The following is a 24,376-nucleotide window of genomic DNA, read 5'->3' as shown; positions in this document are numbered from 1 at the left end:
TTAATAAAAAACCCCAAATACTGTTCCATTTTGGGGTTTTATACAAAAAAATATGACTGGATTAAATTGAAAAGGATGAACCGCAACCACAAGTTGTTGTTGCATTTGGATTTTGTACAACAAATCGTGAACCTTCCAAACCTTCAATATAGTCAACAGTTGAGCCAATGAGATATTGATAGCTCAGTGAGTCAACGACCATTTTTACATCACCATTATGAAATTCTGCATCATCTTCATTACTTGCTTCTGCAAAATTAAATCCATAAGAGAAACCAGAACAACCACCACCTGTAACGTAAACACGTAACATCAAAGATGGGTTGCCTTCGCTATCTCTTAATTGACGTACTTTTTTTGCAGCATTGTCAGTTAAATTCAGGGCTTCGGCAGTCATAGCGATTTCCATAAAAGATAGGAGGAATACTAAAGTTTATCATATTCCATATAAGGGCTATGTGAAAATTTACAAGGCTCATAGCGCAAAAATTCAGATTACCATACGCTTTGTAATACATAAATAATGAACATTTTTTTGATTATAGTAATTTTTTATGATCATACTCACATACCTCTCATCAACTACTGCTTTTTAATGGATCTGTAATACTGCTTTTTCTAATAAAAACTTTTTAAATATTCGGGTTTTTAATGGTAATCGATTCATTTGTGAATGAACCATATAGTACCCGTATGATGATAATTTTTTAAAGGTACCAAACGGTGCGATTAATTGACCATTTTCGATATATTTCTGTACCAGTTGTTCACGCCCGATTGCAATACCTGCATGGTGAATGGCTGCAACTGCACATAAATCGGATCGATCAAAACTAAAACACTTTTCTGACAATTGAATATCATAATGCATATGTTTTAACCATGCATTCCATTCTGAGTCATAAGCGGCATGAGGCCAAGCAAACGAATCATGTAACAATACACATTGGGATAAGTTCTCCGGTTGATTATGCAAATGATATTGTTCAGCATAAGCCGGACTACACACAGGTGTAATCCGTTCACTCATAATTTTTTCACTATTTAAACCAATGAAGTCACCAATTGCATACTCAATTGCAAGATCAATATTATGTACACGAAAATCTATAGTGTCATTACCCACGCGTAAATCTATGGATAAACCAGGGTAACGTTCAGAAAATTCCGTAAAGTGAGGAATCAACCAACATTGAGCAAAAGATGGTGGTGCATAGACACTGATACGACCTTCTATATTATCCTCTGTGACAGGTTGCATGGCTTCATCCAGATCTATCATGGATTTGGATAATATTTTAAAAATTCTTTCACCATCATGGGTTAATACAATACTTCGAGTAAGCCGTTGAAATAACTTAATACCTAGTGAATTTTCCAAACGGTGAATACGATGACTCACTGCACTCGATGTAAGGCATAAAAAATCAGCAGCCTTTTTAAAACTCAAAAAACGTGCAACCACAAAGAAAGTATGCAAATTTGCAAATTGTGACGCATTTAAATGATGATGAAGTTTGTTTGAGTCAGGCATGTCAATTTCTCCACAGATTTATTACTTTAGAATTTTTCTTCCTTTGGCCAGATAATTTTGCATTTCAGCAAAAGGAACCATACTTCCTCCTGTTGCCCAGACCAAATGATGTGCATTTTTCAGTAATTGTGATGATAGTCCTAACTTATCGCGATAATCCTGTTGTTCAATAGAAAGTACATGGTTTATTCCCAACATGCCTGCTACCGCAGAAGGTTCAAGTTGTATATCTTCTGTCTGATCCAGCAAAGCTAACATTGCATAAAGTGACTCATCCTGCATTGTAAAATAACCATCGATCAATCTCTGCATGGCTTTACCGACAAAACCTGATGGACGTCCCACTGCCAGACCATCTGCAGCAGTAATGTTATCAATACCAATATCTTGTACCGAAATTTTATCATGTAACCCTGTATATACGCCAAGTAACATAGATGGAGAATGGGTTGGCTCGGCAAATATACAATGCACATGATCACCAAAAACCAGCTTTAACCCAAAAGCCACACCACCTGGACCGCCACCTACACCACAGGGCAAATACACAAACAAAGGATGTTGTGCATCAACTGGAATGTTTTGTACTGCAAATTGCTGCTTTAAACGCAATGCAGCCACTGCATAACCTAAAAATAAATTGGTAGAATTTTCATCATCAATAAAATAACAACATGGATCCTGTTCAGCCTGTCGACGACCCTCTGCCACAGCTTGACTATAATCGGATGCATATTCGATCACCTGTACACCATGCACACGTAATTTATCTTTTTTCCATTGTCTTGCATCAGATGACATGTGAACAGTCACCTGAAATCCCAGTGTTGCACCCATAATACCTATAGATAAACCAAGATTTCCTGTTGAACCTACAGCAATTTTATAGCAATTAAAAAATGCCTTAAATGATGGTGTAGCTAATTTGGCATAATCATCCTGTTCACTCAATAGGCCTGCATTGATGGCCAAAGTTTCTGCATGTTTGAGAACCTCATAAATTCCACCACGGGCTTTAATTGAACCAGAAATCGGCAAATGACTATCTAATTTCAACCATAATTCACCAATTTGCTCAATTTGATAATATTGGGAAAGCGCTTGATACAATGTCGGCACAGCCTGAATCGGAGATTCAATCAGACCATCACTACATGCAGTTTCTGGAAAAACCTGAGCAATAAACGCTGCAAAACGTTTTAGTCTTGCTTCCGCAGCATCAACATCAACCTGAGTTAGTCCCACATCAGACAATGCACTTGCAACTTTGGCAATGTTTGGATTAAACCATGCACTTGGCTGAAGTTCTTGCAAACGTCTGATCAAACGATCTTGTATCCACCACTGTTCTCGTGTTTTATCTGTAATCAACATTGTTCAAATTTCCCTTATATTGCGATTAATCATTTCAATTTTTATTGCTGAGCAATACACGAATAAAGATTGCAACAGATTCAAGTCATCGTGACAAAGGATAAATCATCATCTTATGGGTGACGTATATTCATTCATGGTTAGCTCAAACAAAATGTTGGTATACCATGTAAGTAATAAAACTCAATAATTAAAAATAAAAGAAATAAAAAAGCTGCCGAAGCAGCTTTGGTTACATTAATTTAATCCCTTGTTGACCAACAGGAGTGACTTTAAAAATTTCCACTTCAAATGTAATGTTTTTACCTGCCAGTGGATGATTAAAGTCGATTTCTGTAATGTTATCGTCAATCGACTTTACTACACCAAATAAACTCGATTTGGATTTATCTTCAAATTCAATCATCTGACCAACTTCCGGACGCTGCTCAAATTTAACCGTATCAAAGCGCTGTACATTTTCCATATTCCATTCACCAAAAGCTTCCGAAGGTGGTAAATGAACGGTTCTACGATCGCCGGCACGTAAGCCGAATAATGCTTTTTCAAAACCTGGCAATAAATTTCCATCACCAATCACCAGATTTACTGGTTCGATTCGGCTACGGGTATTATCAATTTCTACTCCGTCTTCAATGGCAACAGAAAAGTGCAATTCAACACGTGCGCCGTCTTCAATACGGGTTTCATCATTTGGGTTAATAATTTCTGTCATTATGCCATTTACTCAATGTGTGACTTGCTGGCGTTTCTTCTCAAGGAAAAAAGTGTCGATCAATAACAGGATTGTACCTAAGGTTATGGCACAATCCGCCAGATTAAAAATTGGAAAATGCCAAGTACCATAATGTACGTGTAGAAAATCAATAACGACACCATGTACCTGTTCACCTTGCCAGTTCACAAGTTGGGTGGTCAAACGATCAATCAGATTGCCAATTGCCCCACCTAAAATCAATGCAATCGCTGCAGGCAAGACTTTGAGTCGTTTCGGCATACGCAACAGCCAGCACACAAAGAGTAGCGATACAATCCCTGCTAACGAAGTAAAGAAATAACGCTGCCATCCCCCTGCATCAGATAGAAAACTAAAGGCTGCACCCGGATTGTAAGCCAATGTCCAGCTAAATACAGGCAACACATTGACAGTATTGCCCTCAAAGATCAACTTTGATAAGGCAATGTGCTTGGTGATTTGATCCAAAATCACAGTGAGCACAGCAAGTGCTAACCAGATAAAATTATGAGGATAAATTTTCAGCCAGCCTGATGATTTTTTATGCATATTTTCTCACTTCACCTGTACCAGATGGTAAATTAATGATACAGCGTGAGCATAAACCTGCATGATCTGCATGTGTATTAACATCAGGTAACACATGCCAGCAGCGAGCACATTTTTCACCATCTGCCGCAGAGATCTGAACCTGCAAACCATCTACATCAGTTGCTTCACCTTGTGCAGCATCAAACTGGCGAACAATTACCTGTGAAGTAATCAATACAAAACGCAACTCATCACCCAAACGATCCAGAATGGTTTTTAATTCATCTGTTGCCCAAAGCTCGACTTTTGCAGATAAATTAGAACCCACCAATTTGGCATTACGAGCCACTTCAATTTGTTTATTTACTGCGGATTTCACCTGTAACAATGCTTGCCAATCAGCTTCACTGAGCGCATTGGTCTGTGTTGATACAGGAATTGTGTACCATTCGGAAGTAAACACATAATCTTCAGATTGCTCAGGTATCAATGCCCAAGCTTCCTGCGCAGTAAAACTTAGGATTGGGCTCATCCAGCGTACAAAAGCCTGAACCAGATGATACAGTGCTGTTTGCGCTGAATGGCGTGCCTGAGAATCAGCTTTGGTGGTATATTGGCGATCCTTGATAATGTCCAGATAAAAACCACCCAGATCGTTAATACAGAAACTGGTTAAGCTACTCACGACCACATGGAAGCTCATGTCATTATAGGCATTGATAATTGTATTTTGTACGTCACTGGCACGTTGCAAAATATATTGATCCAGAGCAATCAATTCATCAACTGGCATACAATCACGACTAGGGATAAAACCGTTTAAATTGGCCAGCAAGAAACGTAATGTATTACGAATACGGCGATAACTATCCGACACACGATTAAAGATTTCCTTGGATGCTGCAATCTCATAACGATAGTCACTAGAAGCCACATATAGACGCAAACCATCAGCACCCAATTGTTTGATGATGTCATCTAATGGAATATAGTTACCCAGAGATTTGGATAATTTACGGCCATTTTCGTCAACAGTAAATCCATGTGTAAGCAAGGCTTTATAAGGTGCTGTATGATTGATTGCTACACTGGCCAATAGTGATGTCTGGAACCAGCCACGATGCTGATCAGAACCTTCCAGATATAAATCGGCAGGACGTTGTAATTCTTCACGTTGATCCAATACAGCATAATGTGTTGTACCTGAGTCAAACCAGACATCTAAGGTATCTCGCACACAGTTATATTGTGTTGCTTCATCCTCAGGTAAAAAATCTGATGCATCACGATTAAACCATGCATCAATACCTTCCTGTTCAATCAGTCTAGCAACATCTTCAATGAGTTCCTGAGTACGTGGATGCAATTCATTTGTATCTTTATGTACAAAGAAAGTTATTGGTACACCCCATGTACGCTGACGTGAAATACACCAATCCGGACGACCTTCAACCATAGATTGCATTCGGTTTTTACCCCAGTCCGGGATAAATTCAATTTCATGCTCAATCGCCTCCAAAGAGCGTTGACGCAATTCTTTTTGCTCCATGCTGATAAACCATTGTGGTGTCGCACGAAAGATAATCGGTGTTTTGTGACGCCAACAATGTGGGTAGCTATGTTTAATGACCTCATGTGCCCATAAACGACCACCTGCCTGCAAACTTTCAATAATTTTTGGATTGGCTTTATAGATATGTTCACCGGCAAAAATTGGTGAAGTTGGCAGATATACACCATTCCCACCAACCGGATTATCTACTTTCAAATTATACTGTAAACCAACTTTATAGTCGTCCACACCATGTCCCGGTGCAGTATGTACGGCTCCGGTACCGCTGGTGGCAATCACATGCTCACCTAGAATCACAGGAACTTGACGCTGCACAATTAATGGATGCTGTAAGCTGAGTTTTTCCAGTTTGGCACCGGTAAAATCAGCAAGAACAGCCGGATTATCCAATTGATAACGTTCACAGGCTGATGCGACCAAATCTTTGGCGAGAATCAGATTTTGTATACCACGCTCAGTCTGTACTTGTACCAGTTGATAATCAATTTCGGCATGTAATGCAACAGCTTGGTTCGCAGGTAAAGTCCACGGTGTGGTCGTCCAAATCACAATATCTGTTGGGTGATTAACCGTAATATTCAAACGTGCAGACAAGTCCGACAAATCAACAACACTAAATCCGACATCAATGGCATCTGATTTTTTGTCTTCATATTCCACTTCGGCTTCTGCCAGCGCGGAACCGCAATCCAGACACCAGTTGACCGGTTTCAGGCCCGGTTGAATATGACCATTTTTCTGAATTGCCCCTAAAGCACGGACAATGTCGGCTTCCTGTTTAAAATTCATGGTCAAATATGGATTATCCCAGTCACCAAATACACCCAAACGTTTAAAATCTTTTTTCTGTAGTTCAATCTGGGTTAATGCATACTCACGACATGCTTTACGGAATGTCGCTGCATCGACTTTTTGCCCCACTTTACCGATTTTTTCTTCAACTTTAAGTTCAATCGGTAACCCATGACAGTCCCAACCCGGTACATAAGGTGCATCAAAACCATCCAGTGTACGGCTTTTGACAATAATGTCCTTGAGCACTTTATTAACAGCATGTCCCAAGTGAATCGAGCCGTTCGCATAAGGAGGACCATCATGCAAAATATATTTTTTCTTGCCAATTCGTGATGCACGGATCTTCTGATAAATGTTATCGGCATACCAGTCGTCTAACCATTTTGCTTCACGAACAGCAAGGTTTGCCTTCATGGCAAAATCTGTGTTCGGAAGGTTAAGCGTGGCTTTATAATCCACTGCATTTTCAGAAGTTTGCTTATCGCTCATGCACGTTGTCTTCCACAATTTAATCAGCGGGAGCTGACAGTTCTCGTTCAAATTTAATCAACATCTAACATTAAAATAGCGGGATCGAAATATAGAAATTCAATCTTTCACACAATACTATTTCAATTTAGAAACCTGTGTTTTTGCATTATTATGCTAAAACGGAAATCGGGGTGTATCCAGTCGGTATTGCCGTAACTGGATAACATCATCTGCAATACCGTCTTTTAAAGCTTGCAGCGATGGATAATTTCTTTCACCATGCAAATAGTGCAAAAATGTCACTCGCATTAACAAGCCATACAGATTAGCAGAAACATCAGGAAAGTGTACTTCTAATCGCCATTCTGGACGATCTTGTTGAATGGCGGGACGCGTTCCAATATGTCCTGCGCCAAATAAACTCTCAGATAAATACCCTTGAATACCCATTTGCCCTGAGTCAGCCTGCTGAATTTTTTCAGTTAAAGGCAATTCCATACATTGCACATCGACAGCATAAATACCGCTTAAACAGGGTTTATGTCGATGTAAAGCAACATTAATGGTTGGAAAATCCAATGTACGACCAATTTTATCACCATGTAATACTCGTCCGGTAATACTGTAAGGACGTCCAAGTAATTGTGCGGCCAAAGCTAAATCACCCTGTTGTAAAACCTGACGAATACGGGTTGAACTCACACGTTGTTGATCAAAACTAATGGTATCCAGATTGATCACATCAAACCCATATTGACGTAAGAAATCACTATCCCCACTACGATTTTTACCAAAATGAAAATCATCACCAAGTATCAAGGTTTTGGCATTCAATTGCTGTTTTAATATATTGGCAAATTGTGTGGCACTCATGCTACGAAAAGCATCATCAAATTTTGCCACCACAACATAATCTACGCCTAGCTCAGCCAGTAATTCGACCTTTTCCCGTAAAGAAGTAATTCGAGGTGGTGCATCATAACCCTGAAAATATTCCAGTGGCTGTGGCTCAAAAATCATCACCAATACTTTCAGCTGTTCAGCTTGTGCCACGTTAATCAATTGCCGAATCATGGCTTGATGACCCAAATGGATCCCATCAAAATTACCAATCGTCACCGCTGTTGGTGGGATTTGATGATGTGGAGTAAGTGCATGCAAACGTAGCAGCTTCATGGCTTATGACAATCACGCTCAATGAAATTTTGGCTATTGTGCCATAAATTCCGGTGTTCGTGTTACGTTGCGTTTTTAGACAATTATTTTCGTCCAATGTTTCATGGGAAAATTGCCATTTTTATGAATAAACCATATTAAAATCTGTTAATCATCCAGTATCTTACAATACACCTGAGAGTTACGCTGAAAATTATAAAAAGCCTGTCGGGCTGCCGGTAAATCCTCAATAGTCACTTTTTCAAAACCCTGCTCCAAAAACCAGTGTCCTGTATGTGTTGTGAGCAAAAATAATCGTTTAATCTGCTGCTGTCTGGCTTGTAATTGTAAAAATTCCAGCACTTTAGCACCACGATTAGATTTTCGATAATCAGGATGTACTGCTACACAAGCAATTTCTGCGGATTTTTGCTCTTGTCCCGTCATTGGAATGGGATATAAGGCAGCACATGCCAAAATAGTACCATCACGCTCAATTACCGCAAAATATCCAATTTCACTTTCCAGACGCTCCCTAGAGCGATAAACCAGAATACCCTGCTGTTCTAATGGACGTAATAAATTAAGTAATCCGCCAACATCATGAATAGTTGCTTGTCGAACTTCCTCATAATGTGCATCAGTAATCAATGTCCCGGCACCATCACGAGTAAACAACTCACCAAGTAAAGCACCATCATCCCGATAAGATAGTAAATGACAGCGATTTACCCCATGTTTGCATGCATACAAAGCATTCATCACATGCAAATATCCTGTGGCATCCGGATCTGTATGCGCTAAATATTGTTCTGCTTGTTGCGGCCATAATTCACGAATCAAATGCTGTTTTTGATCTAAAATACCCGTATTTTCTCCCAGAAAAATCAATTTATCTGCTTTTAAATCACAAGCAACCCGCATGGCAACGTCCTCAGCACGCAGATTAAACACTTCTCCTGTAGTGGAATAACCAGCTGGTCCTAGTAATACGATATTATTATTATCAAGATTACGTTGAATAGCCTCACAATCGACAGACCGTACATCACCAGTCAATTGAAAATCAATACCATCACGAATACCATACGGCTTGGCCGTCACAAAGTTACCGGATACCACATCAATTCTGGCACCATACATTGGAGAATTGGCTAATCCCATGGAAAGTAATGCTTCAATTTGCAATCGAATAGAACCTGCTGCATTCAATACCGCTTTTAATGATACACGAGTGGTAATACGGCGGTATTGATAAAATGGCGTTTCCAAACCCAATTGCTTTAAATTTTCATTAATTTGTGGTCGTGCGCCATGTACCAGCACCAAATGAATACCCAGAGCATGTAGTAAAGCAACATCATGAATAATATGCTGAAAATTCTCTTCCAATAATGCCTCACCACCAAACATCAACACAAATGTTTTGCCACGATGCGTGTTGATATAAGGCGCAGCATGACGAAACCAATGTACATAATCAGGAGTTTCTAAAGTGGTAGAATGTAATGGATTTAAATTCATGAGACAGGCTTCACAACAGATCAATCAGGAATCATCACAGCTTAAAGCATAACAAAAATCTGGTAAACCATAAGCATCTTAGCAGATAGGTGCTTTGCCCAAGAAAAAAGCCTGAAAGATATTCTCTCAGGCTTTTCCTTTTAGAGCGGTTGTGATTGTTACGACATCCATTCGCTTTGTGCTTCTCAGCAATCTTTAGTAAGAAACATCCTGTTTCCTGATATCAAGCTTATTTCAGGTGAAATCCTTTCACACTGCTGCTTCTCAGCAAGCTTGATTTTAACTGACATCCTGTCATGTCTTGATGTTTTGTAGTGTATTCAGAATTACCGGATAATCCAATACGACATTTTCAGCATTTTGTGTAATCTTAAGCTTACAACAGCATTATAACTGTGCAATACAATATGATTGTTTTATGATGACAAAAATATTTGCAGGATCATAACAATGCAAAACAATGACTTCTCCTACCTAGAACCGCATATCGTCTGGAAACATTTTCAAACACTTTGTGAAATTCCCAGACCCTCAAAACAGGAACATCAACTCAGACAACACCTGATCAAGTGGGCAACTCAGCTTGGTTTAAGCACACAAGTCGATCAAATTGGCAACTTAATTATCCGTAAACCTGCTACCCAAGGTATGGAAACTAAAGTTGGCGTCATTTTGCAAGGTCACCTCGATATGGTGACACAAGCCAATCGTCAGACAAATCATGATTTTTTGAAAGATCCTATTCGCCCGGTTTTCAAAGATGGCTGGCTTATTGCTGAAAATACTACACTTGGTGCAGATAACGGGATTGGTGTGGCATTGGCGCTTGCCGTTCTGGAAAGTCAGGATATTGTACACGGGCCAATTGAAGTGCTATTGACCATTGATGAAGAAGCTGGCATGAGTGGTGCCAGAAACCTTGAGCCAAATTTATTAACTGGTCAATGGTTATTAAATATTGATACCGAAGAATGGGGACAACTCTATTTAGGCTGTGCTGCTAGTCTGGATGTAGAAATTTATCAAGCTACTGCTGTTTGCCGACCACCACAGGATTTACAATATTTCGATATACAACTTACTGGTTTAAAAGGTGGGCATTCAGGTGTAGATATTCATTTGGGACGTGGCAATGCCAATGTGATATTGAGTCAATTTTTATCTCAATATTTAAATGAATTTCAGGGTCATTTGGTTAAATTTAGTGGTGGAACAGCACGAAATGCTTTGCCACGTGAAGCGATTGCAACCATCGGCATCCCTGAAAAATATACCCACGCTCTCAAACAATGTCTCCAAGATTTTGAAGATATTTGGCGTAAAAAGCTCAAAAATGTTGATGATCATCTGACCCTAGAAATACAGCGTCATCTCCAGCCAGTTCAACACATCATTGACCCACAACAACAGTACGATTTGATCCAAGCTCTAGCCAACTGTCCTTTTGGGGTTGCAAGCATGAGCCAAACATTACCTGATGTTGTACAAACCTCCAATAATATTGGCGTGGTACGTCTGGATACAGAACAGGCACAAATTCAAATTATGGTACGCGCTATGGCAAATGAGGATGTCAAAAATTTTGCAGTACAAATTCAACAACATTTTGCAAAATTTTCAATCAATGCACAATTATCACATCTAGTTTCCGGTTGGACCCCCGATCCGCAATCTGCTGCCTTAAAATGCCTAGAACAAGCTTATCAAAAGGCATTTGATATTCATCCTGAATTAAAAGTTATTCATGCCGGTCTGGAGTGCGGTATTATTGCTGAACACTATCCTGGGCTTCAAATGGTATCTTTTGGACCAGATATTCAAGGCGCACATGCGCCTGGAGAGCGTGTTAAAGTAGATACCGTTGCAAAATGCTGGAAATTACTGACAACTGCTCTTGCCTTGGTTAAATAAGCATTTTACATTCTGTTCCACGTGAAACAACATCATAAACAGCCAGATTTCATGGCTGTTTTTTAGAATAACTCTTGCACCATTTGTTCGAAACTGATTGCTTCATGTTGTGCAGCAATTACCGGATACACAAAACCTTTAGATGTCTCTTTTTGTTTAAATTGAATCTTTCTTCGAGAACGTTGTTGCTGTTGTTGATATCTTATTTCTTCATAATAGATTTCCAGCAATCTACTTTTTCTAAAAATCCAGAATTTTTGTTCATCACCAATCAAGAAAAAACGAGTATTATCTTTTTTTAAAATCCCTGACGGAATATAGTTTGCATTAGAAGCTCTGGCTTTTTCTGCATACTCAATATAAATATTTTTATATTTTTTAATCAGTTGATCATTTTTTATTTCTATTCCCAATTTGTTTTCCCCCAAATCATACTGCCCTTGTGGTGTCAAATAGGGCTCTATATTAATACCATATTCCTGTTGTAATTTATGGGCAATAAAATTTTCAAATTCAAAGGCCTGCTGTAATTTTGTTTTATAGTATTCTGTTTTTTTACGATCCTGCCAAAATTCAACTTTCGCCTGAAAGATTTGACCAAAATTTTCCTGAAAATATGCAATTTCTGCATGATGAGTCATAATCCATCGTTTAATCTTATCCTCTTTGCGATTAGAATTTTGATACCATATCGTATACTTTTTAACATGATGATCATATAATTCAAAAGATGGATAATTCTGAATAGTCACATCTTTGACAATCACATGATTGATGTAAATCTTTACATAAAGATAAATCGATAAAGCTTCTTGCCAAGTTGCCTGATATTGATAAGGAACCAATTGAAAAGACATTTCCAGTCTTCCATAATATTGTTTTTTATATATTTATCACAATCAATTTAGTAAAACAAGAAAACTTTCAGGCTAAATGATTATTTTCCAATACAAAAACTACCAAAGATTTTACCTAATAAATCATCTGCACTAAATTCGCCAGTAATTTCACCCAAAGCATTTTGTGCAAGGCGTAAAGACTCCGCAACCAATTCACCTGCATGATAATCTACCAGTTGAATACGTGCTTCGGACAAATAGTTTTGTGTACGCTGCATGGCATCCAGATGACGTGTCCTTGCAATAAAACTATCTTCTTCTGGCTGAAAACCGGCATAACGCGTAATAACGTCTATCAATTGAGTAATGCCCTGCTCTTGTCTGGCAGATAAAATAACTCGCTGATATCCTTCAAACTGATCAACTTGTATCGTCTGATCAGTGAGATCAACCTTATTGGCAATCATGATAAGACGCTTAGGATCCATATATTGAGCAAAAAATTGCTGAGCAATTGCTAATGGTTGACTTTCCTGACTCAAATCATAAACAAAAAGTAATAAATCTGCCTGCTCAATCGCCTGATAAGCTCGCCGAATGCCTTCTTTTTCGACGACATCGCCTGTATCACGTAATCCGGCTGTATCCGTAAGGGTTAATGGCAAACCATTTAAAGTTATTTTTTCATGCAGTACATCACGGGTTGTACCAGCAATATCAGTCACAATGGCTCGATCTACGCCAGCTAATGCATTGAGTAAGCTGGATTTTCCAGCATTAGGTTTCCCGGCAATCACAACCTGTAGCCCTTCTCTTAACAATTGTCCCTGACGTGCAGATTGCTGTACCTGATGTACAGAATCATGTACATCATCCAATAAGGCGAGAATTTTACCATCGGCTAAAAAGTCAATTTCTTCTTCCGGAAAGTCAATTGCAGCTTCAACATGCAACCGCAAATGAATGAGTTTTTCCAATACAGCATTAATTCTTTGAGAAAAAGCCCCTTGTAAAGAACGTACTGCTGAACGTGCGGCAGCCTGCGAGCTGGCATCAATCAAATCTGCGATGGCTTCAGCCTGCACCAGATCCATTTTGCCATTTTCAAAAGCTCGCATTGAAAACTCGCCAGCTTGAGCCGCAATTGCTCCTAGTTGTAAAACTCTTGCCAACAAAGTATTTAAAATCACGGGGCCACCATGCCCCTGAATTTCTACAACATCTTCGCCAGTAAACGAATTTGGATGAGCAAAACACAGTAATAACCCTTCATCTAAAATGGTGTCATCCTGATCAAGAAATTGCCGAAATCCAGCCATTCTTAGTTGTGGCAGTTTTTTACGGGTAAGTACTTCCGCAATATGAAACGCTTTTGGGCCTGATAAACGAATTACCCCAACACCACCCCGACCTATAGGTGTTGCAATTGCAGCAATTGTTGTATTGGTCATCAGCATATTTACGCCCTATTTCAAACAAATTCACACCATAAAAAAACCGCATAAGGGTATCACCTTATGCGGTTCGATTCAGTATATTTTAACAATTACTCGGCAGTTTTTGCGCGCTGCTTTTCAATGTTTTTATTGATAAACCATTGCTGGAAAATCGTAATCGAGTTATTGATCACCCAGTATAAAACCAGACCCGCCGGGAAGAACAGCATAAATACTGTAAAGATAATCGGCATTAAGCGGAATACTTTGGCTTGCATTGGATCAGCCGGTTGTGGGTTCAACATTTGCTGAATAAACATGGTCACGCCCATAATTAATGGCAAAATAAACCATGGATCCATTGCTGACAAATCCTGAATCCATAGGATCCACGGTGCATGTCGTAATTCCACACTTTCCATCAATACCCAATACAAGGCAAGGAAAATCGGCATTTGTAATAGCAAAGGCAAACAACCAGATAATGGATTTACCTGTTCACGTTTGTACAATGCCATCATTTCTTGAGAGAAGCGCATACGGTCTTCACCGAACTCTTCTTTCATCCGTTGCATTTCCGGTGCAATGACTCGCATTTTTGCCATTGAACGATAACTTTTTGCAGATAATGGCCAAAGGATAAGTTTTACTAGAATTGTCAATAAAATAATTGACCAGCCCCAGTTACCAACAATACCGTGGAAAAATTGCAAACCAACAAATAAAAGCTTGGCAATTGGCCATAACCAGCCATAGTCCACAGTCTGGTTCAGACCAACTGCAAGATCTTTAAGTTCTGACTGAATTTTTGGACCAGAGTATAACGTTGCCTTGAATTCATATTGTTTACCAGCAGGCACATCCACCATTGGTGAACGGAAACCGATAATATGATCCTTACCACTATTACGTGATTCCAAGTGTGCAGTATATCCTACATCAGGAATCCAGGCTGAAACGAAATAATGCTGAACAATACCAATCCAGCCGCCTTTTGCTTGCTGATTTAGTTTTTCATCATCAAAATTCGCAAATTTTAATTTGTTATAATGCTCATCAGGCGTTCCCCATGCACCGCCTAAATAAGTTCCCAAAGTAAAAATACCTTGACTAGATTTACCCGGATCAATCGCATCATCTCGTTTTAATTGTGCAAACAATTGACCTTGCCAATTTGCATTACTGCGGTTAACCACGGTCTGTTTTAAACCAATTGGATAAGCGCCCTCAGTAAAACGATAGGTTTTGAAGACTTCAACACCATTGGCCATTTTAAATACCATCGGTACTTCAAGGACTTTATGTGTTTGACCTTCTTTGTCTGTTTCGACTTTACCATCGGCTAAACTATAAGCTGTTTTAGCTGTTTCATACAATGGCCGTCCTGTGCTGTTTTGATCTGGGCCATTCGGACCAACCAGACCAGACTGTGCAACATAGATATTTTTATCATTTTGCAACATCACAAATGGTTGTTTGCTGTCTTTACTTTTTTCATGGGAAAGTAATTCAAGGCGAACAATATCCCCACCCTTAGGATCAATCCAAACATTATATAAGTCTGTTTTGACCGAAATTAAACCATGTTGTGTTGTTTGCGCAGATGATGTTGCCGCCTGAGCAGTATTATTTGCCTGGGGTACATCTGTTGCAGCTGAATTCGATTGTTGAGTTGGAAGATCGGCAGAATTATTACCTGCTTGTGCCACCACTGCTGGTGGTTCAACATGATCTGCTGCTTTCTGGCCATAGTCTTTTTGCCAGGCCAATATCAGCAAATACGCTGTCACAAACATAGCACCGAGGATCGCAAACCTGGCCCATTGTTGCATAGTCTTTTACCCTAAATGTTCACTAGAGGTTAAATCGTGTTGACGTTCACGCAAGGGTACATAAACGTAAGAGATTTGAGAATCAAAAAATTTAAACGAAATAAATTTTACAGCTTTGGGTGGCACAGGATCATAACCATATCCTCCCCAAGGATGACAACGACATAAACGTTTGCTGCTTAAATATACACCCTTAATCGTACCATGCACACGTAACGCTTCGATTGCATATTGAGAACAGGTTGGAATATAACGACAACGTGGTCCAAGTAGTGGACTAATCACAATTTGATAAAAGCGGATACACCAATGTAATAGTTTTTGCATTGGCTTTACTCTACTGGTCAGTTGGTAGATAAAACTTTATTTTGTTGAAGCTTATATTTGGTCAGTAGACGTTTTAATTTCGTCCATGTCATGTCTAACTGTTGATGCAATTCTGCATTAGATATTTTTTCAATACCAATTTTCGGCATGACAACAATATCAAAACCTGACAATTGATGCTGGTTTAGACGAAAACTTTCTCGGCTAATACGTTTAATACGATTACGCTCGTGTGCTCGTCGTACTTTTTTCTTCGCCACAACTACACCTATGCGATGACTTTGCATATCTGTAGCCAAACTGGCTAAAATTAAAAAGTGAGGTTGGTGCACTTTAAATAAAGTATGAGTAAACACGCCTTGATAATCTTTGGCGCAACGTAAACGCACGTCTTTGCCAAAAGAATAAAGTGCCATACAACCTGTGTCAGTACAACATTAACAGTATAAAATTATACTGTTAAGCTGTGACGACCTTTAGCACGACGACGTGCAAGCACTTGACGACCAGCTTTAGTTGCCATACGAGCGCGGAAACCGTGAACGCGTTTGCGTTTTAACTCACTTGGTTGGAAGGTACGTTTCATCGTGAAACTCCTAATCAATCATCTTCTATAAAGGTGCGCAATTTTAGTCGTCTATATACAAAGTGTCAATGCAAAAACACAGATAAAACACCTTAAACATTATAAAACTACCGTTTTTTGAACTTTAAATTCAAAATTCGAGTTTTAAATTCATTTCACCCCTTAACTGTGAGTAATTTTAAATTCAAAAACCCACCAAATCATTTGTGCCGCTTTTTAAATTTAAAAATATCCACATCTAATTTTGAAATTGAATAGGTTTAAATTTAAATGTGTGTTTTATGCTCTCACCCTAAGAATAACTTATTAACTTTTATTGAAGGTAACAAACAGTTGAAATTTTCTTAAAATTTATTTTTTTATTAATGAGTTAAAATTAAACGAAGTTTATAAATATGCTTACTTTTGTGGATAATGTGACTTTTATAACTGTTATTTGCTTTGATAACTTGTGAAATTTAGAATTATATGTGTATAACAAAACAGGGGTTAAATTCAAAAAATACATTATTGTGCTTTCTTTTGAATTTAAATTCATATTATTCTGGTTATCCACAAAAGTTAACTTCATATAAATAAATTTATAAATTTAGAATTTAAATTTATTATTATTAGGGTGTTAAATATTTGTGGATTTTGTAATATTTTTGAAATTTATTAATAACTTATCATGTGGGTAAGTGTGTTGGATTTGGAGTGCTGGATTGTGGATAACTTATCATAATATTTTATCCACAGGTTATTTGAGAAATTATCCACAGGCGTTTTAAATTTAAATTTGTGGTTCTCTTGTGGATAATTTGTGCGATTAAGCGTGACTTTATATGACAGTTGTTGATAACTTGGGTAGAATGACCACCCCTTACCAAATGGTGAGGGTAATTTGAATTTAAATGATGTGAAACCAGATAGGGGATAAAGCTATGCTTTGGGCTGAATGCTTAGCACGTTTGCGGCAAGAATTGTCTGAGAACGTCTTTGCGATGTGGATTCGTCCCCTACATGCTGAACAAGATGGCAGTATCTTAAAGCTATTTGCACCTAATCCTTACTGGACACGATATATTCAGGAACATCATCTTGAACTTATTTCTATTTTGGCGGAACAAATTTCTCAAGGAGAGGTTCGTCAGGTGGAAGTTTTGGTTGATTCTCGCCCTGGGGCAATTGTAACTGCAGATACCACACCAGCAACAACGACAGCAGCACTCAGTGCTACGCCTGTAATGCCTAGTCCGGTAGTGAATAAAAGCACAATTACAGATACACCCAGTAAACAATCAAAAAAACGCCAGCTTAATCCATTATTTACGTTTTCCCTGTTTGTAGAAGGTCGTTCAAACCAGATGGCTGCAGAAACTTGTCGTAAAGTTCTCACTCAGTTAGGAGCGCCGCAACATAATCCATTGTTTTTATATGGTCCTACAGGTTTGGGGAAAACGCACTTGATGCAGGCTGTGGGGAATGCGTTATTGCAAGTCAGACCAAATGCTCGTGTTATGTATATGACGGCAGAAAGCTTTGTGCAGGATTTTGTTAGTTCATTGCAGCGTGGTAAAGTTGAAGAATTTAAAAAGAATTGTCGTTCTCTGGATCTAATGTTGGTGGATGATATTCATCTATTGGCGGGTAAAGAGGCGAGCCTGGTTGAGTTTTTTTATACTTTTAATGCCTTGCTGGATGAATCTAAGCAAATTATTTTAACTTCTGATCGTTATCCAAAAGAATTAACAGAACTCGATCCACGTTTAGTTTCACGTTTCTCATGGGGATTATCAGTTGGTATCGAACCACCAGATATTGAAACCCGTATCGAAATTTTATTGAAAAAAGCAGAAAGTAATCATATCGATTTACCTCGTAACTGTGCTTTGTTTATTGCTCAACAGGTGGTTGCCAATGTTCGTGAATTAGAAGGTGCATTGAATAAAGTTGTGGCAATTGCAAGATTCAAGGGAACATCCATTGATTTGGATGTGGTGAGAGAATCCTTAAAGGATGTGTTGGCAATTCGTGCCCGTACCATCAGCGTAGAGAATATTCAACGTGTGGTCAGTGAATACTTTCGTATTCCATTAAAAGAATTAGTTGGGCCAAAACGTACTCGAATTTACGCCCGACCACGCCAATTGGCTATGGGATTGGCACGTGAATTAACCGGAGATAGTTTTCCTGAAATTGGCATGGCTTTTGGTGGGCGGGATCATAGTACAGTGATGCATGCCTGTGAAAAGGTTCAAAGCCTGTGTGCTGAAGATCCAGCATTTAATGAAGATTATAAAAATCTATTGCGATTGTTGCAAAGTTAAGTCATCTGATGACTAAATTCGATTGCAAGTTTTTTAATAAAAGCGACTATTTTTGTTGTCAGTTTATCGTTAGCAGGGTAACAAAATATGCATTGGTTGTTGTATGGTTTGATAATTATTTAACAATTTTTTGTCAGCTAGGCCAACAAAAAATTGTAGGAGGCGTTTGGGAGTGAAGTAACCTCTTCAAGCTACTCAAGGCGAGTTGCAATGGGATATAAGGGCGAGTTTGATTCTTGAAAAGATTAAAATGTATACATCTATATCTATTTGAGTATATATATTGAACAAAAATGATCAATTAAAATTGAGATTGGCATTATTTTATTGAATCAGTAATCTTTATGACAAAAGTTGTTGAACTTGCAACGATCTCAAAGAAAAAACAGGCTGGCGTTTTGCAGCCTGTTTTTTGATAAGAATTTCAGCATATCTTCTGGATAAATTCAGGTAGAATAGGATCAAATTTGTCATTTTGAAAGAGGGTAAAGCAGTGCGATTAAAGATTGCTAAAGAAACGTTATTGAATGTACTTTCACATGTTATGGGCGCAGTTGAACGTCGTCACACGCTAAATATCCTTTCAAATGTTAAAATTCAGGTTTTGGAAAGTCAGTTAACAATCACTGGGTCGGATCTAGAAGTTGAATTGGTTGCCAGCGCTGTGCTGGAAGCAGGTGCATGTTTGCAAAGTGGTGAAAGTACCGTACCTGCACGTAAACTTATGGATATTTGTAAATCATTACCAAATGCAGCGATTATTGATCTACAGGTAACTGATGATCAACGCTGTATTATTGTATCTGGACAAAGTCGTTTTGTATTAGGTACTTTACCTGCAGAAGATTATCCATTGTTGGCAACTGAGCAGGTGAATGGAATGCAGGTTGTTGTATCTCAAAGGGAATTAAAGCGCTTATTTGAAAAAACTTCATTTGCTATGGCTGTACAGGACGTACGTTTTTATCTCACAGGTACATTACTAGAAATTGAACAAAATCAATTACGTGCTGTGACTACAGATGGCCATCGTCTAGCTTTGTGTCACGCAGAAGCACAATCAACTGCCCAGCAGGCAGTACAGGCTATTATTCCACGTAAGGCAGTGGGAGAGTTGCAGCGTCTGCTTACGGTAGAAGATTTACCATTAAATGTTTTGATTGGACGAGAACTACTCAACGTTACCATTGAATTGCCTGCAAGAGAAAAAGAAACTGCGATTATTGTTCGTTTCACCACTAAGCTGATTGACGGTAAATTCCCTGATTATCGCCGTGTTGTGCCACGGGGTGGTGATAAAATTGCAACGCTGGCACATGATGCATTTAAGCAATCCCTACAACGCGTTGCAATTTTAAGTAATGAAAAATTACGTGGTGTATTTTTGAATTTTAATGATGATTCTTTGCAGTTACGTGCCAATAATCCGGAACAAGATGAAGCTGTTGAAGATTTTGCCATGCAATATCAGGGTGAAACTTTAGAAATGTCTTTTAATGCCCAATATATTCTGGATATTTTAAATGCACTGGATGGTGATGATGTGCAAATGCAAATGACGGAAGCCAATCAGTCTGTATTGATGCAGGATCCTAATCAACCAAGTCAGACTTATGTTGTTATGCCAATGCGTGTTTAATCATGCTGCTGCAAAAGCTGCGTATTGAGCGATTACGTAACTTAAAAACGGTTGCACTCAATGAGTTGCAGCCGTTTAATGTCTTTTATGGCAAAAATGGTTCAGGTAAAACTTCCATTTTAGAAGCCATACATTTGCTTGCGACAGGACGTTCTTTCCGCACCTACGTTCCCAGACATTATATCCAGTACCAACAGCAGGATACATTGGTTTTTGCTCAATCTTATGATTATCGTATTGGTTTGCAAAAATTTCAGTCTGGTGATCAAGTGATGAAAGTCAATGGGGATAGTGTGGCAACACAGGGACAATTGGCAAAATTGTTGCCGGTACAAGTGATTGAACCTCAAAGTACAGATATTATTGATCATGGGGCAAAACCAAGACGACAAATGCTGGACTGGCTGATGTTTCACGTGGAACCCGATTTTTTTCCGATTTGGCAAAACTACTCCCGAGCTTTAAAACAACGAAATCGCCTATTAAAACTTTATCCTGTACCAAGAGAGCAAATTCAAGCATGGGATCAAATTTTGGCACAAGAAGGTGAACGGATTCATTTATTGCGGGAATTAATCGTTGATCGTTGGCAACAGGATGTACAGACAGAATTACAGATTTTATTGCCAGATATGAACATTGAATTAGAGTATTTTTCCGGATTTTCTACAGAAATAGGATTGGCACAGCAACTACAGCAAGAATTACAAAAAGATATTGAACGTAAAACTACACAGCACGGCGTACATCGAGCAGACTTACGTTTGAAAACAGGGTTTGGGTATGCTGATGATGTATTATCCAGAGGGCAAAAAAAACTACTGATTATTGCGCTAAAACTTGCGCAAATTGCCATGTTACATAGGTCTAATAAGGAAACTGTGGTATTATTAGATGATTTGACAGCAGAGCTTGATACGCAGGCGCAACAGCGATTAATTAAGCGTTTGCATCAGTTAGGTAGTCAGGTTTTTTTGACCACACTGGATCAGCAGGCTGTGCAATCTTGTCTGAAACAGACAGAATTTGTATGCCAATTTTATGCTGTGGAATCTGGACAGGTTTGTCCGGTTGATCGTTAAATTTTTATGTTATTTTTCCATCTCTAGGGAGTAATCATGAGTTCAGAACAACAAGCTACCTCTAACAATGAACAAGCGACAGAGAAAGCTTATGATTCTTCTAGCATTAAGGTTTTACGTGGTTTAGATGCAGTTCGGAAACGTCCGGGTATGTACATTGGTGATACTGATGATGGTACAGGTTTGCACCATATGGTATTTGAAGTTGTAGATAATGCGATTGATGAAGCCTTAGCCGGACATTGCGATGAAATTATTGTCACCATTCATGAGGATGAATCGGTGAGTGTTTCTGATAACGGTCGTGGAATTCCTACAGACATTCATCCTGAAGAAGGTGTTTCTGCAGCGGAAGTTATTTTAACCATTCTACATGCGGGTGGTAAGTTTGATGATAACAGTTATAAGGTTTCCGGTGGTTTACATGGTGTAGGTGTTTCAGTCGTCAATGCGTTATCTAGCCAATTATTTTTAAATATTAAACGTGCAGGTAAACTTTTTGAACAAGAATACCGTCATGGCGATCCGCAATATCCGTTACGTGAAATCGGTAAAACAACAGAAACTGGTACGACTGTCCGCTTTTTGCCAAGTGGTGAAACATTTACCCAAACTATTTTTAATGTTGATATTTTAGCCAGACGTTTACGTGAATTATCATTCCTGAATGCAGGGGTACGTATTGTATTACGTGATGAGCGCGTTAATTCTGAGCAAGTGTTTGACTATGCAGGTGGTTTATCTGAATTTGTAAAATATATCAATCAGGGTAAGACCCATTTAAATGAAATTTTTCATTTTACTGTTGATGCAGATAATGGGATTGGTGTCGAAGTTGCATTGCAATGGAACGATACGTATCAGGAAAATGTTTTATGTTTTACCAATAATATTCCGCAGAAAGATGGTGGAACGCATTTGGCAGGTTTTCGTGCAGCTTTAACACGTGGCTTAAATAGCTATATGGAAAATGAAAACTTACTGAAAAAAGAAAAAGTGAATGTTTCTGGTGATGATGCGCGGGAAGGGTTGACAGCTATTATTTCGGTGAAAGTGCCTGATCCAAAATTCTCTTCACAAACCAAGGAAAAACTGGTATCCAGTGAAGTCAAACCAGCCGTTGAACAAGCCATGAATAAGGAGTTTTCAGCGTATTTACTGGAAAATCCGCAAGCGGCAAAGTCAATTGCTGGTAAGATTATTGATGCAGCCCGTGCTCGTGATGCAGCGCGTAAAGCCCGTGAAATGACACGCCGTAAGAGTGCACTGGATATTGCTGGTTTGCCGGGTAAACTTGCGGATTGTCAGGAAAAAGATCCAGCACTATCAGAATTATATTTAGTCGAAGGTGACTCGGCAGGTGGTTCTGCAAAACAGGGACGGAACCGTAAAATGCAGGCGATTTTACCGCTTAAAGGTAAAATTCTGAATGTTGAACGGGCTCGTTTTGATAAAATGATTTCCAGTCAGGAAGTCGGAACACTTATTACTGCGTTGGGATGTGGGATTGGTCGGGAAGAATATAATCCTGAAAAATTACGCTATCATAAAATTATTATCATGACCGATGCCGATGTCGATGGCTCACATATCCGTACTTTATTGTTAACTTTCTTTTTCCGTCAAATGCCTGAACTGGTGGAGCGTGGTTATATTTATATTGCTCAACCACCATTGTATAAACTGAAAAAAGGTAAACAAGAACAATATCTTAAAGATAATGATGCATTGGAAACTTATTTGATTTCCAATGCGATTGATGAATTGGCTTTACATATCAGTGCAAATGCACCTGCAATTACTGGTGCAGCGCTGGAACAATTGATCAAAGATTATCAACATTCACAAAAAAGTATTACACGTTTGACGCAGCGTTATCCAGCCACAATTCTGGATGCTTTACTGGAAGTTGATGTGTTTAAAGCTGAACAAAAATTTGATCAATCTTATGTTCAGCTTTGGGCTGAACAATTACAGACAATTATAACTCGTTTGCAACCAAGTCTACGTCCTGAAATCTCACTTGAACAATTTGAGGTGGAAATGGATGGACAGCATAAAATCATGTATTACCCTCGTGTAACGGTGTATGTACATAATTTACCGCATCATTATTTATTGGATGCAACTTTGTTACAGTCGGCTGAATATGCACGTTTATTAAAAAGTGCCAAAAGCTGGTTTGGTTTGCTGGAATTTGGAGCATATTTGCAAAAAGGTGAACGCAAAATTTTGGTCAATGATTTCCATCAGGTTTGGCAACAAATTATTCAAGATTCCCGTCGCGGTATGATGATTCAGCGCTATAAAGGGTTAGGTGAAATGAATGCTGAGCAATTGTGGGAAACGACAATGGATCCTGAAAACCGTAATATGTTGCAAGTAACGATTGATGATGCGATTGAGGCAGATCGTATGTTTTCTTGTTTGATGGGGGATGATGTTGAACCACGCCGTGCCTTTATTGAAGAAAACGCCTTGAATGCAGATATTGATGCATAAATAAAATGCTTTAGTTAAACGGTAAGAAGATGAAAAACTCATCTTGTTATGGCAAAAGCCCATATTGAAATTTGAACTGCACCCTAAAAGTTAGACACTTGTTCTAATTTGAAAAGGTGCTTTTCTATGGCTAAATATTCTCAAGAATTTAAACTTGAGGTTGTCCAATACTACTTATCTGGTTTTGGTAAAGTTTCAACTGGTAATAAATACAATGTTC

19 protein-coding genes and 1 pseudogene are annotated in these 24,376 nt (G+C 38.7%); 6 read left to right on the top strand and 14 right to left on the bottom strand.

Annotated elements, in window-relative coordinates:
• Nucleotides 1–61 precede the first annotated feature (61 nt).
• From erpA to argA, 8 genes are all read right to left on the bottom strand, one after another.
• Nucleotides 62–397, bottom strand: a complete 336-nt coding sequence (gene erpA, locus F4V57_RS13140; protein WP_070071119.1) for an iron-sulfur cluster insertion protein ErpA — start codon at nt 395–397, stop codon at nt 62–64.
• A gap of 195 nt (nt 398–592) precedes the next feature.
• On the bottom strand, nt 593–1,534 hold the full coding sequence (gene dsdC / locus F4V57_RS13135; protein WP_070071120.1) for a DNA-binding transcriptional regulator DsdC: 942 nt from the start codon (nt 1,532–1,534) through the stop codon (nt 593–595).
• Nucleotides 1,535–1,555: 21 nt separating this feature from the next.
• A complete protein-coding gene (locus F4V57_RS13130; protein ID WP_141729300.1) occupies nt 1,556–2,908 on the bottom strand; it encodes a D-serine ammonia-lyase in 1,353 nt (450 codons plus the stop codon).
• 232 nt (nt 2,909–3,140) lie between these two features.
• Nucleotides 3,141–3,623: an FKBP-type peptidyl-prolyl cis-trans isomerase gene (locus tag F4V57_RS13125; RefSeq protein WP_070071121.1), complete on the bottom strand. Its 483-nt coding sequence runs from the start codon at nt 3,621–3,623 to the stop codon at nt 3,141–3,143.
• A 12-nt stretch (nt 3,624–3,635) separates the two neighbouring features.
• Nucleotides 3,636–4,193: a signal peptidase II gene (gene lspA / locus F4V57_RS13120; protein ID WP_070071122.1), complete on the bottom strand. Its 558-nt coding sequence runs from the start codon at nt 4,191–4,193 to the stop codon at nt 3,636–3,638.
• Nucleotides 4,186–7,032, bottom strand: a complete 2,847-nt coding sequence (gene ileS, locus F4V57_RS13115) for an isoleucine--tRNA ligase (protein ID WP_070071123.1) — start codon at nt 7,030–7,032, stop codon at nt 4,186–4,188. Before ileS ends, lspA begins: the two co-directional genes overlap by 8 nt.
• A gap of 156 nt (nt 7,033–7,188) precedes the next feature.
• On the bottom strand, nt 7,189–8,190 hold the full coding sequence (ribF, locus tag F4V57_RS13110; RefSeq protein ID WP_070071124.1) for a bifunctional riboflavin kinase/FAD synthetase: 1,002 nt from the start codon (nt 8,188–8,190) through the stop codon (nt 7,189–7,191).
• Nucleotides 8,191–8,337: 147 nt separating this feature from the next.
• Nucleotides 8,338–9,693 carry an amino-acid N-acetyltransferase gene (gene argA, locus F4V57_RS13105; RefSeq protein ID WP_070071125.1) on the bottom strand — a complete coding sequence of 452 codons (1,356 nt, stop codon included), beginning with the start codon at nt 9,691–9,693 and terminating at the stop codon, nt 8,338–8,340.
• A 450-nt stretch (nt 9,694–10,143) separates the two neighbouring features.
• Here argA and F4V57_RS13100 point away from each other — a divergent pair, with 450 nt between their 5' ends.
• Complete coding sequence (locus tag F4V57_RS13100; protein WP_070071126.1) at nt 10,144–11,604, top strand: aminoacyl-histidine dipeptidase; 1,461 nt, start codon at nt 10,144–10,146, stop codon at nt 11,602–11,604.
• A 62-nt stretch (nt 11,605–11,666) separates the two neighbouring features.
• Here F4V57_RS13100 and F4V57_RS13095 read toward each other — a convergent pair whose 3' ends face one another.
• The 6 genes from F4V57_RS13095 to rpmH all read right to left on the bottom strand — a co-directional run bounded on the left by F4V57_RS13095 (nt 11,667) and on the right by rpmH (nt 16,624).
• Nucleotides 11,667–12,461, bottom strand: a complete 795-nt coding sequence (locus F4V57_RS13095; protein ID WP_070071127.1) for a hypothetical protein — start codon at nt 12,459–12,461, stop codon at nt 11,667–11,669.
• An 80-nt stretch (nt 12,462–12,541) separates the two neighbouring features.
• Nucleotides 12,542–13,897, bottom strand: a complete 1,356-nt coding sequence (gene mnmE / locus F4V57_RS13090; RefSeq protein WP_141729303.1) for a tRNA uridine-5-carboxymethylaminomethyl(34) synthesis GTPase MnmE — start codon at nt 13,895–13,897, stop codon at nt 12,542–12,544.
• 92 nt (nt 13,898–13,989) lie between these two features.
• Nucleotides 13,990–15,711 (bottom strand): membrane protein insertase YidC, encoded by a 1,722-nt coding sequence (gene yidC / locus F4V57_RS13085; RefSeq protein WP_070071129.1) that lies wholly within the window; start codon nt 15,709–15,711, stop codon nt 13,990–13,992.
• A gap of 6 nt (nt 15,712–15,717) precedes the next feature.
• On the bottom strand, nt 15,718–16,038 hold the full coding sequence (gene yidD / locus F4V57_RS13080) for a membrane protein insertion efficiency factor YidD (RefSeq protein ID WP_070071130.1): 321 nt from the start codon (nt 16,036–16,038) through the stop codon (nt 15,718–15,720).
• A gap of 17 nt (nt 16,039–16,055) precedes the next feature.
• On the bottom strand, nt 16,056–16,454 hold the full coding sequence (rnpA, locus tag F4V57_RS13075; protein WP_070071131.1) for a ribonuclease P protein component: 399 nt from the start codon (nt 16,452–16,454) through the stop codon (nt 16,056–16,058).
• A 35-nt stretch (nt 16,455–16,489) separates the two neighbouring features.
• Nucleotides 16,490–16,624, bottom strand: coding sequence for a 50S ribosomal protein L34 (gene rpmH, locus F4V57_RS13070; RefSeq protein ID WP_000831329.1), 135 nt, complete (start codon nt 16,622–16,624; stop codon nt 16,490–16,492).
• Between the two features lie 923 nt (nt 16,625–17,547).
• Between rpmH and dnaA the strand changes: the two genes are divergently transcribed.
• The 5 genes and pseudogenes from dnaA to F4V57_RS15065 form a co-directional block, all read left to right on the top strand.
• Complete coding sequence (gene dnaA / locus F4V57_RS13065) at nt 17,548–18,933, top strand: chromosomal replication initiator protein DnaA (protein WP_070070595.1); 1,386 nt, start codon at nt 17,548–17,550, stop codon at nt 18,931–18,933.
• 493 nt (nt 18,934–19,426) lie between these two features.
• Nucleotides 19,427–20,572: a DNA polymerase III subunit beta gene (gene dnaN, locus F4V57_RS13060; RefSeq protein WP_070070598.1), complete on the top strand. Its 1,146-nt coding sequence runs from the start codon at nt 19,427–19,429 to the stop codon at nt 20,570–20,572.
• A 2-nt stretch (nt 20,573–20,574) separates the two neighbouring features.
• Nucleotides 20,575–21,654 (top strand): DNA replication/repair protein RecF, encoded by a 1,080-nt coding sequence (gene recF / locus F4V57_RS13055; RefSeq protein WP_070070596.1) that lies wholly within the window; start codon nt 20,575–20,577, stop codon nt 21,652–21,654.
• A gap of 36 nt (nt 21,655–21,690) precedes the next feature.
• Nucleotides 21,691–24,156, top strand: coding sequence for a DNA topoisomerase (ATP-hydrolyzing) subunit B (gyrB, locus tag F4V57_RS13050; RefSeq protein ID WP_070070597.1), 2,466 nt, complete (start codon nt 21,691–21,693; stop codon nt 24,154–24,156).
• 126 nt (nt 24,157–24,282) lie between these two features.
• Nucleotides 24,283–24,376: pseudogene (locus F4V57_RS15065) on the top strand (helix-turn-helix domain-containing protein); the annotation flags it as partial.

Source organism: Acinetobacter qingfengensis, from assembly GCF_008693185.1.
Taxonomy (GTDB): domain Bacteria; phylum Pseudomonadota; class Gammaproteobacteria; order Pseudomonadales; family Moraxellaceae; genus Acinetobacter; species Acinetobacter qingfengensis.
This window is presented reverse-complemented; position numbering and strand designations above follow the sequence as displayed.